Origin of the sequence: Asticcacaulis excentricus (assembly GCF_003966695.1) — a bacterium.
GTDB lineage: Bacteria > Pseudomonadota > Alphaproteobacteria > Caulobacterales > Caulobacteraceae > Asticcacaulis > Asticcacaulis excentricus_A.
Map to the genome: position 1 here is coordinate 1,684,865 of NZ_AP018827.1, position 15,350 is coordinate 1,700,214.

12 protein-coding genes are annotated in these 15,350 nt (G+C 62.8%); 9 read left to right on the forward strand and 3 right to left on the reverse strand.

Annotated elements, in window-relative coordinates; all coding sequences use genetic code 11:
• The first annotated feature begins 82 nt into the window (after positions 1 to 82).
• Positions 83 to 1,978: a M2 family metallopeptidase gene (locus EM6_RS07870; protein ID WP_126422962.1), complete on the forward strand. Its 1,896-nt coding sequence runs from the start codon at positions 83 to 85 to the stop codon at positions 1,976 to 1,978.
• Between the two features lie 45 nt (positions 1,979 to 2,023).
• Here the strand turns inward: EM6_RS07870 and EM6_RS07875 are convergent, their stop codons facing one another.
• On the reverse strand, positions 2,024 to 3,025 hold the full coding sequence (locus EM6_RS07875; RefSeq protein ID WP_126421677.1) for an isopenicillin N synthase family dioxygenase: 1,002 nt from the start codon (positions 3,023 to 3,025) through the stop codon (positions 2,024 to 2,026).
• Between the two features lie 279 nt (positions 3,026 to 3,304).
• Between EM6_RS07875 and EM6_RS07880 the strand changes: the two genes are divergently transcribed.
• From EM6_RS07880 to pseI, 6 genes are all read left to right on the forward strand, one after another.
• The gene (locus EM6_RS07880; RefSeq protein ID WP_232037024.1) at positions 3,305 to 5,047 is read left to right on the forward strand and encodes a S1C family serine protease; all 1,743 of its coding nucleotides are present in this window, start codon (positions 3,305 to 3,307) and stop codon (positions 5,045 to 5,047) included.
• Positions 5,048 to 5,226: 179 nt separating this feature from the next.
• On the forward strand, positions 5,227 to 5,895 hold the full coding sequence (locus EM6_RS07885) for an OmpA family protein (protein ID WP_126421679.1): 669 nt from the start codon (positions 5,227 to 5,229) through the stop codon (positions 5,893 to 5,895).
• A gap of 57 nt (positions 5,896 to 5,952) precedes the next feature.
• Positions 5,953 to 6,765 (forward strand): WecB/TagA/CpsF family glycosyltransferase, encoded by an 813-nt coding sequence (locus EM6_RS07890; RefSeq protein ID WP_126421681.1) that lies wholly within the window; start codon positions 5,953 to 5,955, stop codon positions 6,763 to 6,765.
• 29 nt (positions 6,766 to 6,794) lie between these two features.
• Positions 6,795 to 7,841: a UDP-N-acetylglucosamine 4,6-dehydratase (inverting) gene (gene pseB, locus EM6_RS07895; protein WP_126421683.1), complete on the forward strand. Its 1,047-nt coding sequence runs from the start codon at positions 6,795 to 6,797 to the stop codon at positions 7,839 to 7,841.
• Complete coding sequence (gene pseC, locus EM6_RS07900; RefSeq protein WP_126421685.1) at positions 7,838 to 9,031, forward strand: UDP-4-amino-4,6-dideoxy-N-acetyl-beta-L-altrosamine transaminase; 1,194 nt, start codon at positions 7,838 to 7,840, stop codon at positions 9,029 to 9,031. The genes pseB and pseC overlap by 4 nt, the downstream gene beginning before the upstream one ends.
• Positions 9,032 to 9,250: 219 nt before the next feature.
• Positions 9,251 to 10,312: a pseudaminic acid synthase gene (gene pseI, locus EM6_RS07905; RefSeq protein WP_126421687.1), complete on the forward strand. Its 1,062-nt coding sequence runs from the start codon at positions 9,251 to 9,253 to the stop codon at positions 10,310 to 10,312.
• A 38-nt stretch (positions 10,313 to 10,350) separates the two neighbouring features.
• Here the strand turns inward: pseI and EM6_RS07910 are convergent, their stop codons facing one another.
• A complete protein-coding gene (locus EM6_RS07910; RefSeq protein ID WP_126421689.1) occupies positions 10,351 to 10,797 on the reverse strand; it encodes a hypothetical protein in 447 nt (148 codons plus the stop codon).
• A 256-nt stretch (positions 10,798 to 11,053) separates the two neighbouring features.
• Here EM6_RS07910 and EM6_RS07915 point away from each other — a divergent pair, with 256 nt between their 5' ends.
• Positions 11,054 to 13,228: an FdhF/YdeP family oxidoreductase gene (locus EM6_RS07915; protein WP_126421691.1), complete on the forward strand. Its 2,175-nt coding sequence runs from the start codon at positions 11,054 to 11,056 to the stop codon at positions 13,226 to 13,228.
• Between the two features lie 69 nt (positions 13,229 to 13,297).
• Positions 13,298 to 14,125 carry an alpha/beta hydrolase gene (locus EM6_RS07920; RefSeq protein ID WP_232037025.1) on the forward strand — a complete coding sequence of 276 codons (828 nt, stop codon included), beginning with the start codon at positions 13,298 to 13,300 and terminating at the stop codon, positions 14,123 to 14,125.
• Here the strand turns inward: EM6_RS07920 and EM6_RS07925 are convergent.
• Positions 14,114 to 15,289: a Yip1 family protein gene (locus EM6_RS07925; RefSeq protein WP_172961164.1), complete on the reverse strand. Its 1,176-nt coding sequence runs from the start codon at positions 15,287 to 15,289 to the stop codon at positions 14,114 to 14,116. The two genes, EM6_RS07920 and EM6_RS07925, sit on opposite strands and share 12 nt — an antisense overlap.
• Between the last annotated feature and the right edge of the window lie 61 nt (positions 15,290 to 15,350).

Sequence of the window (15,350 nt, forward strand, 5' to 3'; positions counted from 1 at the left end):
GTTTCATCCTCAACCGCTCTTGACGAATGGTTAAAACAGGCGTCACCCTCCGTCCGGTTTTTCCTTCAGGAGGGTATGGATGATGCGGCGTCTTCTGGTTTCCGTAGCAGGTCCGGCGCTGGTGGCCGGCGTGGTGTTATCAGGCTGTGCGACGGTGCCCGCCGCGGCCCCGATTGCCGACACCCCCAAAACCGAAGCGCCAAAGGCTCCGGCCCTGACCGAGACTCCCGCCCCGGCCTCCGCCGCCGCGCCGACCGCTGCCGAGGCCAAGGCCTATGTCGAAGAGGCGGAACAGAAGCTGGGTGACCTTGGTGAGTACGCCGCCCGCGTGCAGTGGGTGCGCGCCACCTACATCACCCACGACACCATGTGGCTGGAATCGAAAGCCAATGCGCAACTGACCGAAGAGGGCGTCAAATACGCCATGGGGGCGGCGAAGTTCAACGACGTGGCCGTCGATGAGGTCACGCGGCGCAAGTTGAACCTGTTGCGCCTGTCTCTGGTTCTGCCCGCTGCTGACCGTCCGGGGGCCGCCGATGAGATGGCCAAGCTCTCAACCTCGCTCGATTCCACCTACGCCACAGGCAAGTTCAGCTATAAGGGCAAGGTCTATACGCTGGACGACGCCTCGAACGTGATGGCCGAATCCCGCGACCCGGCCACCCTGCGCGCCATGTTCGAAGGCTGGCGCACCGTGTCTGTGCCGATGAAGGGCGACTATACGCGCCTCGCCGAACTGGCCAATGAAGGGGCGAAGGGGCTGGGCTTTGCCGACACGGGAGCCCTGTGGCGCTCCGGCTACGACATGCCGCCCGATGCCTTTGCGGCCGATACCGACCGCCTGTGGGGGCAGGTTGAGCCCTTCTACAAGAACCTGCACTGCTATGTGCGCAGCCGCCTCAATGAGAAGTACGGCGACGCGGTGCAGCCGAAATCCGGCCCCATCCGTGCCGACCTGCTCGGCAATATGTGGGCGCAGGACTGGGCCAACATCTATGACATCGTGGCCCCCAAGGGCATGAAGGGCTCGTCCTATTCGCTGGACAAGCTGCTGGTGCAAAAGAAGTACACGCCGGAAAAGATGGTGAAGACCGGCGAAGGCTTCTACACCTCGATCGGCCTGCCGCCCCTGCCCCAGACCTTCTGGGAGCGCTCGCAGATCACCCGTCCGAAAGACCGCGAAGTCGTCTGCCACGCCTCGGCCTGGGACCTCGATAACCGCGACGATATCCGCATCAAGATGTGTACGCAGGTCAATGCGGAGGACTTCTATACGGTCCACCACGAACTGGGGCACAACTATTATCAGCGCGCCTATAAGGATCAGCCCTTCCTGTTCAAGAACGGTGCCAATGACGGCTTCCATGAGGCCATCGGTGACTTTATCGGCCTGTCGTCGGTGACGCCGGTCTATCTCAATCAGATCGGCCTTCTGGACAAGGTGCCGGGGGAGGAAGAGGACATCCCCTACCTGCTGAAAATGGCCCTGCAAAAGGTGGCCTTCCTGCCGTTCGGCCTGATGGTCGATCGCTGGCGCTGGGAAGTCTATTCCGGCAAGATCACCCCGGCGCAGTATAATACGCGCTGGTGGGAGCTGGTGCAGCAGTATCAGGGCCTTGTGCCGCCGGGTGTGCGTCCGACCGACGCCTTCGATCCGGGGGCCAAGTATCACGTGCCGGGCAATGTGCCCTATACGCGCTACTTCCTGGCCCACATCTATCAGTTCCAGTTCCAGCAGGCCGCCTGCGACCAGATCGGCTGGAAAGGCCCGCTGCACCGCTGCTCGATCTATGGCCATAAGGAGGTCGGCCAGAAGCTGAACGCCATGCTGGAAATGGGTCAGTCGAAGCCGTGGCCCGAAGCCATGGCGGCCTTTACGGGTCAGCGCGAAGGCGATGCTTCGGCCGTGGCGGCCTATTTCAAGCCGCTCAATGAGTGGCTGATCAAGCAAAACGCCGGGCAAAACTGCGGGTGGTAAGATACCCTCCTCCCTGTGCCGAGGCATGGGGAGGAGGGCTTTCGGCTACGCCAGCTTGATTTCCCGCAGGCGTTGCTGGAGGAAGTCGTGGGCCGTGATCGACTGACCGGCATACTGGTCCGGGCGGTCTTCGGAGATGCAGCCAGGCAGGGTCTCGATCAGGTAGGGGCTCTCAAAGTGCAGGAAGAAGGGCATCGAATAGCGTGAGAAGCCCTTGCGCGCTTCGGCCGGATTGACCACGCGGTGGATGGTCGAAGGCAGGACGTGGTTGGTCAGGCGCGACAGCATGTCGCCGATATTGATGACGATGGCCCCCGGCGGCGGCGTGATGGGCAGCCACGAGCCGTCACGATCCAGCAGTTGCAGACCGGGTTCTTCGGCTCCCATCAGCAGGGTAATGGCGTTGATGTCGCCGTGCGCCCCGGCGCGCACCGACGCGCCCGCCTCGGTCACCGGCGGATAGTGCAGCATCCGCAGGATGGAATTACCGTACTTCACCTTGTCATCGAAGAAGTCCGGCGCGAGTTTGAGGTGGATGGCGATGGCCTTCAGCACCTTTTTGCCCAGCCCGTCCATCTCCGCATACAGCGTCTGGAAGGTCGGCTTGAACTCTGGCACTTCGGCGGGCCACACATTGTCGGCCATATGGTCGCGATAGGGGTGATCGGCCGGCAGGTCACGCCCGACGTGCCAGAATTCCTTCAGGTCATGCGCCTTATAGCCCTTGGCCGTTTCGATGCCAAAGGCGGTATAGCCGCGCTGACCGCCGCCGCTGCGGCCATCATATTGCAACTTGGTTTCGACCGGCAGATCGAAGAAGTCTTTGGTCAGGGCATAGGCCTTATCGACCAGCCCCTTGTCGAGACCCGCGCCGTTCGGCTCAAACAGGCCCGACAACACCGCAAAGCCATAACGTTCAAACGACGCGCCCAGCTTGTGCGCAAAGGCGTCCACATCGCTGTCGTACAATGACAGCGGCACGGGCTCGATAGACGGCGCGGTGGACAGGGGGGCGGAATCGTAAAGCGCGGTGGGCGACGACATCATGCGGGAGGGCCTTTGGTCTTTGCAGGTGAAACGTTTAATATTTGCCCTTATGACGTTTGCGTGTCACCGACGCAAGCGGCCTGATGCCGCATCGGCGGGCGGGGACGCGGCGGCCATAACGAAGGCGCGCCCTTGTTATGCGAATAACTTTATCACAGTCGGCCTTTCATATACACTGTCAGGCGATTTTTCGATTGCGCCGGTCGCTCAGGTGTCGTTTTGATGCCGTGAAGCGATTCTTTGCGTAATCGTGGTGTTTATATCGGGTCCGGCGGCAAGGTGGGCAGGTCCATTCAGAGTATAGGTCGTGTTCTGGCGGCGGGGATAGTGGCCCTGACGGCGCTTGTCTGTGCGCCCGTTTCCGCTCAGATTCTGCCGCCGCCTCCGGCCGATGCCGAGCCGCTGGCCGCGATTGACCCGGCCCTGCAACCCGTCAATTCGACCAAGGCCCTGAGCGCTTCGGAACAGTCGGTGGTGCGCGTTCTGGTCGTCTATCGCGGCTATGGCGGGGTGCCGCTCGATTCGGTCGGCATGGGGTCGGGCTTTGTCGTGGCACCGGGCTATATTGTCACCAACTACCACGTCATCGAAACGCCGCCCGAAGCCACCTCGGCTGAAATCTATATCGTGCCGCACAAGGGCACCGGTGCCGCCTATCAGCAGGTGACGCTGGTCAAGCCGTGGCTGGAGGGCGATCTGGCGCTGTTGCGCGCCGACGGGCTGAAAATCCCGCCACTCAAACTGTCTCTGGTGCCGCAGAAGAACCAGCGCATCGTGGCCATGGGCTATCCGGGCATTACCGACCGCCTGCTGAAGCGCGGCGGCACCGAGCTGCTGGAGCCCGCCGACGCCTATGTGACGCAAGGCTCCATCGCCCTGTTTGCCTCGACCAATCCGGACGGTTCGCGCGTCGATACCCTGTTCCACACGGCGCCGATCAACCCCGGCAATTCCGGTGGTCCTTTGATGGATGAATGCGGTCAGGTGGTGGGTGTCAACACCTGGTCGGCGGTATCCACCCTGTCGGAAACCGGCGATATGGACGTGCCGGCGGGGCAGTATGTGGCGACCCACGTGTCGGCGCTCTACACCTTCCTGCAATCGACCGGCGTGTCGGTGCAGACCACCTCTGAGCCCTGCTACGCCAAGTCGGAAGACGAAATCATCAAGGATGATGGCCTGTCACGCGCGCTGGCCGCCTATCGCGATGCGCAGGCCAAGCGTCTGGAGGAACAGCGCAAGGCCGAACAGATGAACGCCCTGATGGATCAGTTGCAACTGGGCGTTCTGGTCCTGTTGTCGGTGCTGGTCGTGGTGCTGATCGCGTTGATCATCCGCCGTCGCCATCCGCCGAAGCCGAAGACACCGCATACCGAGGCCGAGGCACCGCACGCCGACACGCATCCGCATAAGACCAAAACCGAAAAAGTACACCACAAGCACCCCTTCCCGTGGGGCTGGGTCGCGCTGGCCGTGTTTGTGGTGCTGATCGCCGCCGCCTTTGTCCTGCGCGAAAGCCCGGTGGTACAGAAGATGTCGCAAAAGGCCGAGGTCGATGCCGCCAAGGTCGGGCCGGTGCGCCTGACCTGCGATGTGGACCTCAAGGCCTCGCCCAAGCCGCTGGCCGGCGTCGGGCCGACGGATTTTGAATTTGATGCGGCCCATGCCTGCGTCAATGGCCGCACGCCTTACGAAGTGCAGGCCAATGGCACCCTACTGCGCTTTACCGTGTCGGACTCCGACCCCACGGCGGCGCGGCTTGAGCTGTCGCGCGATGGCCTGACCTTCAAACGCAGCGACTATCGCCTGACGCCCGAACAGCACCGCGACTATGTGGCTCAGCGGGCGGCTCTGGGGTCACTGCGCTGCGCATCCGGCAAGGATGCGGGGCAGGCCGAGGCGCTGAAGGACAATATGCGCAAGGTGCGGCAACTGGCGCAATCCTTCCTCACCTTCGCACCGGAAACCGAAACCGTGTGGAAGTGCCGCAAGGCCCCGGACCCGACCGCGCCCAAGCCCTGATCCACACCACCCTTACGGCTTTCTTACAGGCGCGCGCCTGAAATTTACCGGATTTGCGGTCAATCCTTATTTCCCGAATATTGGCTGTTTATGGGCTTCATCCTAGGTTCATCCGAAAGTGTTTAATGGGAAACAACGGCGCCTGTCGCCGCAACGCACAGCACACTGGAGAGACAACTATGCGTAATAAGGCTCTGATCGCCCTGGCGGGTGTCGCCTTGATGACCGCCGCCTGCACCACCACTGACCCGGTCACCGGCGAAGTCGTGCGCGACAACACCAAGACCAATGCCCTCATCGGGGCCGCCGTCGGCGCAGGCCTCGGCTACGCCACCAACACCAACAAGGGTGAGCAGGGCCGCAAGAACGCCGTCATCGGTGCCGGTATCGGCGCTCTGGCCGGGGCGGCCGTCGGGCAATACATGGACAAGCAGCAGGCCGAACTGCGCCGTGAGCTGGCCGGGACCAATGTCACCGTGACGCGCAATGGCGACAACATCATCCTCAACATGCCGTCGGACGTGACCTTTGCGTCGGGCAGCGCCTCGATCGACGCCAGCTTCTACCCGGTGCTGAACGACGTGGCGTCGATCCTGAACAAGTACCCGTCCACCTATGTCGATATTGTCGGTCACGCCGACTCGACCGGCTCTGACGCCATCAATGAGCCGCTGTCGGAAGATCGCGCCAACTCGACGGCGGCCTACCTGACCAGCCGCGGCGTGGTCAATCAGCGCCTGTTCGTCGCCGGCATAGGCTCGCGTCAGCCGATCGCCTCGAACGCCACGCCGGAAGGCCGTGCCAAGAACCGCCGTGTGGAGATTACGCTACGCCCGGTGCAGGAATAGGGTTCGTTAACGCTTTTTAGTAGCGGTATCGCAACGGCTCTGAAATAGACTGGCGGCATGAAACCCTCATGCCGCCTTTTGCCTGTGCATCGTGTCGCCCTGATGGGGGCGCAGATGGACGTCGTGACGCCCGATATGGTCATGGACTTTATCGCGGGCACACGCGGGCGGCAGACCATTATCGCCAACCACAATCTGCACAGCCTCTACCTCTTTCAGAAAAGCGCCGAGATGCGCCGCTTTTACGCACAGGCCGACCTGATCGAGATAGACTCCACCCCGCTGATCCTGTGGGGCAAGCTGATGGGGCACGAGATGAGTCGCGTCCATCGCTGCACCTATCTCGACTTCCGCGAAGACTTCTGGGCGCGCGCTGCGCAAGAGGGCTGGCGCGTGTTTCATGTCGGCGGGGCCCCGGAACATAACGGCCTTTCGAAAGAGGCCATACTGCGCCGTCACCCGCGCGTGAAGCTTGAGGTGCGCAGCGGTTATTTCGACGTCAAGGGCCCCGAAAACGACGCCCTGCTTAAGGACATTGCCGCGCATAAGCCCGATGTGCTGCTGGTCGGCATGGGGATGCCGCGTCAGGAGCTGTGGATTCTCAATGCGCTCGACCGCCTGCCCGCCTGCGCCATCCTGCCGGTCGGAGCGGCCTTCGATTACGAGGCCGGGGTGATGTACACGCCGCCGCGCTGGGCCGGGCAGTGGGGTATTGAATGGCTGGTGCGCTTTGCCCACGAACCCAAACGCCTGTTCAGCCGCTATTTCATCGAACCGTGGACGCTGATCCCCTGCGCCCTGTCCGATCTGTTCCGTCGTCGCCGGGCACCCGTTAACCAATATGAAAGCGGCGCGCGCCACAATCCCTGACTGACGCTGCGACAGCGTGAGGGTGTGTCATGAGTGACCTTTTGCGAGAATTTGCCCCGGTCGGAGACCCGGTTCAGGGCAAGGTGGTGCTGATTACCGGCGGGACGGGCAGTTTCGGGCGCAAGCTCGTGGAGACGCTTCTGAGCCGCTACGACCCGCGCAAGGTGATCATCTTCTCGCGCGACGAATTGAAGCAGTACGAAATGCGTCAGGCGCTGGAAGAACGCTATGACGCCGACAAGCTGTCGAAACTGCGCTTTTTCCTCGGCGACGTCCGCGACCGGCAGCGGCTGGAGCTGGCCTTTCGCGGCGTCGATGTGGTGGTGCACGCCGCCGCGCTGAAACAGGTGCCGGCGGCCGAATACAATCCGTCCGAATGTATCGCCACCAATGTCAACGGTGCCGAAAACGTCGTCTGGGCCTGTCTGCAACAGCGGGTGCAGCGCGTGGTGGCGCTGTCCACCGATAAGGCCTGTTCGCCGATCAACCTTTATGGCGCGACCAAGCTGGCCTCGGACAAAATTTTCGTGGCGGCCAACAACCTGTCGGGCGATATCGGCACGCGCTTCTGCGTCGTGCGCTATGGCAATGTGGTCGGCTCACGCGGGTCGGTGGTGCCCTATTTCAACCGCCTGCTGGCGCAGGGCGCGACCGAGCTGCCCATCACGGATGTGCGCATGACGCGCTTCTGGATTTCGTTGCATCAGGGCGTCGATTTCGTCCTGTCGTGCCTTGAGACCACGCGCGGCGGCGAAATCTTCGTGCCCAAGATTCCGGCCACCACGGTATGCGATCTGGCCACGGCCATGGCCCCGCAGGCCAGCCACAAGGTCATCGGCATCCGGCCGGGCGAAAAGCTGCACGAGATCATGATTTCCGCCGATGATTCGCGCTCGACCTGGGAATTGCCGGATCGTTATTTCATCGAGCCGGAATTCGTCGAATATGCCCGTCAGCCCGCCACGACCACCGGCGCGGTTAGGGTCGATGAGGGCTTTGCCTATTCCAGCGACATCAATCCCGAACGCCTCGATGTCGAGGGTATTCGCGACCTGATGAAGGCCTATCTCGCGTGACGACCACCCCGTTCCTGCCCTATGGACGCCAATCCATCGCCGACAGCGATATAGAGGCGGTGGTTGAGGCCCTGCGTTCCGACTACCTGACCACCGGGCCGATGGTCGAACGCTTTGAGCGCGAACTGGCGGCCACGGTCGGGGCCAAGGAGGCCGTGGTCGTATCGAACGGCACGGCGGCCCTGCACCTGTGTATCCTGACGCAGACCCTGACGCCCAAGGATGTGGTGATCGTGCCGTCGATCACCTTCGCGGCCTCGGCCAATTGCGTCGCTTATTGCGGGGCGCAGGTGATTTTCGCCGACGTCGATCCGCTGACCGGCCTGATTACGGATGAGACGTTTGACGCGGCTCTGTCCCTGATCGGCCCGTCGCAGCGCTTTGCCGGGGTTATCCCCGTCCACTACGCCGGTCGTCCGGTCGATCTGGGCCATATCTCCGCTGTGGCGCGTGCGCGTGGGGCCTTTGTCATCGAAGACGCCTGCCACGCGCTGGGCAGCACGGGGCCGCAAGGCACTATCGGGGCCTGCGCGGCCTCGGACATGGCTAACTTCTCCTTCCATCCGGTCAAGACCCTGACCACCGGCGAAGGCGGGGCCATCACCACCAATGACGAAGCGCTGGCGCGGCGTCTGCGCCTGTTGCGCAGCCACGGTATCGAGCGCGATCCGGTCCGCTTTGAAGGGCTGGGCTATGGTGATGGCGACGACACTGGCCCGTGGGTCTATGAGATGCAGGCGCTGGGGTTTAACTACCGCCTGCCGGATATCAACTGCGCGCTGGGCGTGGCGCAACTGAAGCGCCTGCCGGGCTTTATCGAACGGCGTAAGGCGCTGGTGGCGGCCTATCAGGCGGCGCTGGCTCAGACCAATCTGCCCGTCTCATGGACAGCCCCGGCGGCGGGCGATGATCCGGTGTTTCACCTGTTCGCCCCCGGCATCGACTTTGCGGCGGTGGGTAAGACCCGCGCCGAGGTGATGGCGGCCTTGCGCGACCGCGGCATCGGCACGCAGGTTCACTATATCCCCGTGCACCGTCAGCCGTACTGGCAAACGCGGCAAGCGAGCCCGCGCGACCTGCCGGGCGCCGATGCCTTCTACCGTTCCAGCCTGTCGCTGCCGCTCTACCCCGACATGGCCGACAGCGACCCGGCGCGCGTCGTTGCGGCGCTGAAAGAGGTGCTTAGATGAGTTGCCTCTTTTCATACGCCCCCAGTTTACTGGCGGGTATAGCACAGCGAAAGTATAGCTTTCGCAAGCGATGGGATGCGAAACCAGCGGTTTCGCAGACGGTGGGGGGCTCACAGTGGTACACATTGAGCGCGGGGCTTCCGCTTAAGCACCCCCACCACCATTGGCTCCGCCAATGGTCCCCCTCCCCAGCAAGCTGGGGAGGTATAAGGTAGAGGCATGACTCCAGACACTTCACCCGAAATCAGGATCTCCGGCCGCAAGATCGGCACGGCCCACAGCCCCTACATCATCTGCGAGCTGTCGGGGAACCATAATGGCTCGCTTGATCGGGCGCTGGCGCTGGTCGATGCCGCCGCTGATACGGGCTGTGACGCTATCAAGCTCCAGACCTATACTGCCGACACCATCACGCTGAAATCCGACCGTCCGGAGTTTCAGTTGAAGGGCGGCCTGTGGGACGGCTATTCGCTCTATGACCTCTATGAGGAAGCCCATACGCCCTGGGACTGGCACCCGGCTTTGTTTGAGCGGGCCGCCCAACGCGGCGTGACGATGTTTTCGTCGCCCTTTGACGATACGGCGGTCGATTTTCTCAATGATCTGGGCGCGCCGGCCTTCAAGATCGCCTCGTTTGAGCTGATCGACCTGCCGCTGGTCGCCTATGCCGCGTCAAAGGGCAAGCCGCTGATCATGTCCACGGGCATGGCCAATCTGGCCGAAATCGAAGCGGCGGTGGCCACGGCGCGTCAGTACGGCACGGGTGAAATCGTGCTTTTACACTGCGTCAGCGAATACCCCGCCGACATCCGCGACGCCAATGTGCGCGTCGTCCCCGATCTGGGGGCGAAGTTCGGCTGCCCGTCGGGCCTCAGCGACCATACGTTCGGCACGGCGGCTTCGGTGGCGGCGATTGCGGTCGGCGGCTGTGTCATCGAAAAGCACTTCACGCTGGCGCGCGCCGATGGCGGGCCAGATTCAGGCTTTTCATTGGAACCGGCGGAATTCACCGCGCTGGTGAAGGACTGCAAGGACGCCTGGGCGGCGCTGGGGCACGTCCATTACGACACGCTGGGCTCTGAGCGCGGCTCGAAGACCTTCCGCCGCTCGCTCTATGTGGTTGAGGATGTCAAGGCGGGGGATGTGTTCACCAAGGCCAATGTGCGCTCCGTGCGTCCGGGGCTGGGCCTGCCACCCGCGCGCCTGTGGGACATTCTGGGCAAACCGGCCACCCGTGACATTGGACGCGGCGAACCGCTCAGCGACGATATGGTGGGGTAAGCCGCCCCACCCCCTCCCCTGACGGAGAGGGGGTAATTTTACGAACTGTCGTCATCCTCGGCGGTAAGCAGGGCGTCGATCTCCTCATCGGACATCAGCCCGCCCAGCATCTGCAACATCTCTTCGATCTGCTCACGCGACATGCTCGGCTGAGGTTTCAGGGCCAAAGCGCGGGCGGCGATCTCAGCCTGAGTGTGCGCCATCGTCTGGGCATCTACGGGGCCAAGTGATACCGCCGGTCTGGGCGCGTCACGACGCGGGGTCGCTTCGACGGCGTAGCGCCAGCCGCGCCCTTCGGCGGCATCGACGCGCGCATAGAGGCGTTCGATCATCAGGGCGCGACGAATACCTTTTTCAATGTCTTCGCCGGTTTCGGGATCATCGAGCTTATCGAGACCGATCAGCATACGGTCGGCAAAGGCGCGCAGACGCTTACGCCGGTCTTCGGCGGACAAGGGGCGTGAGGGGCTTTGCGTCTGGGTCATTTGACGAGCATAGACCGCGCCAAAACAGGGGGGATAGATTTTATTTTCGGGTGCAGGGGCCGTGCCCCGGCCCCTCGCTTCCCGCTAGATCATTATGATTTCTGGTAGAAATATAATGATCTAGATTTTTGTTTAGCCCCTCGCCGGGCGGTGGCTCCGCCACCTTGGCCGCCGCCTCAATGGCGGCTTGAGCGGAATGATTCCAGTAGAAATCATTCCGCTATACCTCGCCTGTCCGGGGCGATAGACTGGCCCTATGAACAAACCGAGCAAACCCGTCGTCGGCGGTGGCGCCAAAAAGGTGCTGTACGCCCTGAAAACCGCCACGCGCATCGGCCTCGACAATACGGCCAAGGCGCTGACGGCCAAAAATGCCTGCAAGGCCTGCGCGCTGGGTATGGGCGGGCAAAAGGGCGGCATGACCAATGAGGCGGGGGAATTCCCCTCGGTGTGCAACAAGTCGATTCAGGCGCAATCGACCGATATTCAGCCGGGCATCCCGCCGGAGGTGATCGACCACAGCCTGTCGGACCTGCGCGAACTGGACGGGCATGAGCTGGAGCATCTGGGGCGGCTGGCCTTTCCCATCTATAAGGCGGCGGGCTCGGACCGCTATGTGCCCGTGGACTGGGACTTTGCGCTCGATCTGGCGACGCAGCGGTTTGCGGCGACGAAGCCTGAGCGCAGCTTCTTCTATTCGTCGGGGCGTTCGTCGAACGAAGCGGGGTTTGTGCTGCAATTGCTGGCGCGGCTCTATGGCACCAACAATGTCAACAACTGCTCCTACTACTGCCATCAGGCGACGGGGGTCGGGCTCGACAGCACCATCGGCACCGGCACGGCGACGGTGGAGATGGAAGACCTCGACCGCTGCGACTTCATTCTGGTTATCGGGGCCAATCCGTCGTCCAACCATCCACGCTTTATTCACAAACTCAAAGGTGTGAGGGATCGCGGCGGCGAGGTGGTGATCATCAACCCGGCCAAGGAGCCGGGGCTGGTGCGCTTTGCCTTGCCGAAAAGCGTGAAGTCGATGGTGTCGGGCGGCGACTGGATCGCCTCTGACTATCTGCAACCGCGCATCGGGTCAGACCTTGCCGTGCTCAAGGGGCTGATCAAGGCGGTACTGGACAGCGGGGCACAGGACGACGATTTTATCGCCGATCATACGGAGGGTTTTGCGGCCTTGCGCGCCGATATTGCGGCCACCGACTGGACGGAGATCGAGGCGCGCGCGGGTCTGACTCAGGCCGACATCGAACGGGTAGCGGGTCTTTATGCGCGGGCCAAGTCGGCGGTGATCGCCTGGGGCATGGGCATTACGCATCACCTCAATGGCGTCGATAATGTCGAATATATCGCCAATCTGTGCCTCGTGCGCGGGCAGATCGGGCGGCCGGGGGCGGGGCTCCTGCCCCTGCGCGGCCATTCCAATGTGCAGGGTATCGGCACCATCGGCGTCAAGCCGGTGCTGGCCGCCGAGGTGATGGCGCGCATGGAAGAGACACTGGGGGTTACTCTGCCGCGCGAAAAGGGGCTCGACACCATGCGTGGCATGGAGGCGGCGCATCGCGGGGAAATCGACGCCGCCCTGATCATGGGCGGCAACCTGTATGAGGCCAATCCCAACAGCGCCTTTGCCGAGGCGGCCTTTGCGCGGATCGGCTTCAAGCTGTTCCTGACCACCACGCTCAATCGCGGCCACATCCACGGCCACGACGACAGCGAAGCCCTGATCCTGCCGGTCACGGCGCGCGACGAGGAGTGGCAACCGACGACGCAGGAATCCATGTTCAACTTCGTGCGGCTCAGCGATGGTGGCATCTGCCGGCTGAAATCGGTGCGGCCGGAAACAGAAATCCTGTGTGAGCTGGCACGGCGACTGCTGCCCGACAGTCCGGTCGATTTCGAAGCCTTCAAACAGCATCGCACCATACGCGAAGCCATTGCGCGCATCGTGCCGGGTCTGGAGGATCTGGCGGATATCGACATTGCCAAACGCGAATTCCATATCCGCGGCCGCATCCTGCACGCGCCGGCGTTCAAAACCGCTTCCGGGCGCGGGCGCTTTATCGTGCGCGACCTGCCGCCGGTGCCGGGGGCGCTCCTTCTGACCACCGTGCGCTCAGAGGGGCAGTTCAACTCGATCATCTATGAGCGCACGGACAGCTATCGCGGTATGGACCGCCTAGACGTGATGATGAATGCCGAAGACATGGCCGGGCTGGGCCTTAGCGATGGCGATGCCGTGGTGGTGGAGTCCGAACACGGCGTGATGAACGGCGCGCGGGTGCGGGTCTTCGATCTGGCGCGCGGTTCGGTCATGGCCTACTATCCGGAAGCCAATGTGCTGACCGGCACGGCGGTCGATCCGCGCAGCCGCACCCCGTCCTTCAAGGCGACGCCTGTGCAGGTGCGAAAAAGCACCTGACCGCCCCTTGTAATCCGGCTGTCACCGTCCCTAATGATAAGGGGTGCAGAACGGACGGATGGGGACTTTATGAAAACGTTGATGAGGTGGATCGGACGGCTGCTGATGGCGCTGGTTCTGATGGCGGGTCTGGCCTATGCGGGGGCCTGCGGCTACCTGTTTGTGGTACAGCGCGACAAGCTCTATCTGGCCCCGCACGCCGATATCCGGCCCAACCTCGCCGAAGTGCCGGGCATTCAGGACCTGCGGCTTAAAACGCCGGATGGCGAGACGCTTCAGGCCTGGTATCTGCCGCCCAAACCGGGCAGGCCCATCTATCTGCTGTTTGCGGGGCAAGGGCGACGGCTGGACGAACAAAGCCACCGCCATATTGCGATGTCGAAACGTGGCGACGGCTTTCTGGCGCTGGCCTATCGCGGCTTTTCCGGTTCAACGGGTAAACCGACCGAAGACGGATTGTTCATGGACGGGCTGGTCGCCTATGACTGGCTGAAAAAGGCAGGCTATCAGCCGCAGCAGATCGTCATTCACGGCCATTCGCTGGGCTCAGGCGTGGCGACCTATGTGGCAACCCAGCGCCCGGCCAAGGGCCTGATCCTCGAAGCCCCGTTCACGGCGGCGTCTGACGTAGCTCAGGAGCGTTACCCCTACGTCCCGGTGCAGTGGCTGATGCTGGACAAGTTTGCCAACCGCGACCGTATCGGCTTTGTGCATATGCCGATCCTGATTGTACATGGCGACCGCGACGACATGATCCCCTTTGCGCACGGTGAGCGCCTGTATGCGCTGGCCCCGCAGCCCAAGACCTTCAAACGTATGGCGGGCGAAGGCCATTCGACCCTCACCCGCGCCGGCATCTATGACGTTTATGACAACTGGCTCAGCTCACTTCACTAAGCTCAGCGCCTGACCTTCGTTGATGGCGGCCACGGCGGCCTTTAACGTCGCCATATCGGCCTTGCCGCTGGCTTCGATCACCAGACGCTCACCGATGACCACGGAATAGCTGCCCGACTGCGCATCGCCGTCCCACTTTTCGCTGATGATCCGACCCTTGTCCGAGTGGACCTTTTCGTAGCTGTTGCCACTCTGGCTGGACGACGACACGTTCATCGCCGTACCAAAGGCCGCCAGCGCCCCCATGGCCCCGATATCAGACACCTTCAGCTCAACGCGCTTGTCGCCCTGCGCATAGACGGCGTGCGCTTCGGAGGCCGAATAGCTGCCCGTACCGCCGCCGGAGGCCCCGGCCTCGCTCTTGGCCGCGCCGATGAAGGTGGCGGGCAGCAGGGCGTCGAGCTTGGCCGGCTCCACCGCCGGGGTGGCCTTGCCCTCTTCCATGGCTCTGGCCGCGGCCTCCATCTTCTTCGCGGCCGCTTCGAGGTCATTGCCATTGACCTGCACCGAGCCGTTGGGCGTATCGACCTTCATCTGACCGGTCAGGTTCGGCGCCCCGCCCGCCATCATCCCCGTTGCCATAATGGCTCCGGTAATGCCGCCGATGATCAGTTGAATGACGATCATGGCCACGACAACCACCGCCGTGTAGCCCATGCTTTTTTCCTTGGGCGACTGCATCAGGCGCGGCAGACCGGTGTACAGCAGGTAGAGACCATAAAGCCCCAGCAGACCCAGCGCCCCCAGCAGCGGCAGCAGGGCGAAAATCCCCGCCAGCCACCCGGCCGTCATCGCATAGGCCGCGACCTTGAAGGCCTGCACATCGTTTTTGACGCCGCCAAAATTGGGGGCCAGCGCGTTGATGACAAAGGCCGCGATATAGACCGACACGATCGACAGCACATAGCCCACCACCGCAATGATCAGGCCGCTGACCACCGGTAACTTGCTGCTGATGCCCATAAAGGACATACCGACCAGACTGTTGCCGACAAAGCCGGCAATGGCCGGGATAGCCGCCAGAATCATCACATAGCCAGTGGTCAGGGCGGCCTTGCTGGTCGGCTCGCTGGCGATTGTTTCCCACTCCGGCGACGGACGCAGCAGGATGCCCTTGATGCGCTCCAGAAGCGGCGGGCGGGCGGTGGATTCGACGGTGGACATGGCAACTCCCCTGAGCAGTGAACGGTGCCGCATAGTCGGTCAGCCCGCGTCGGGGGTCAAT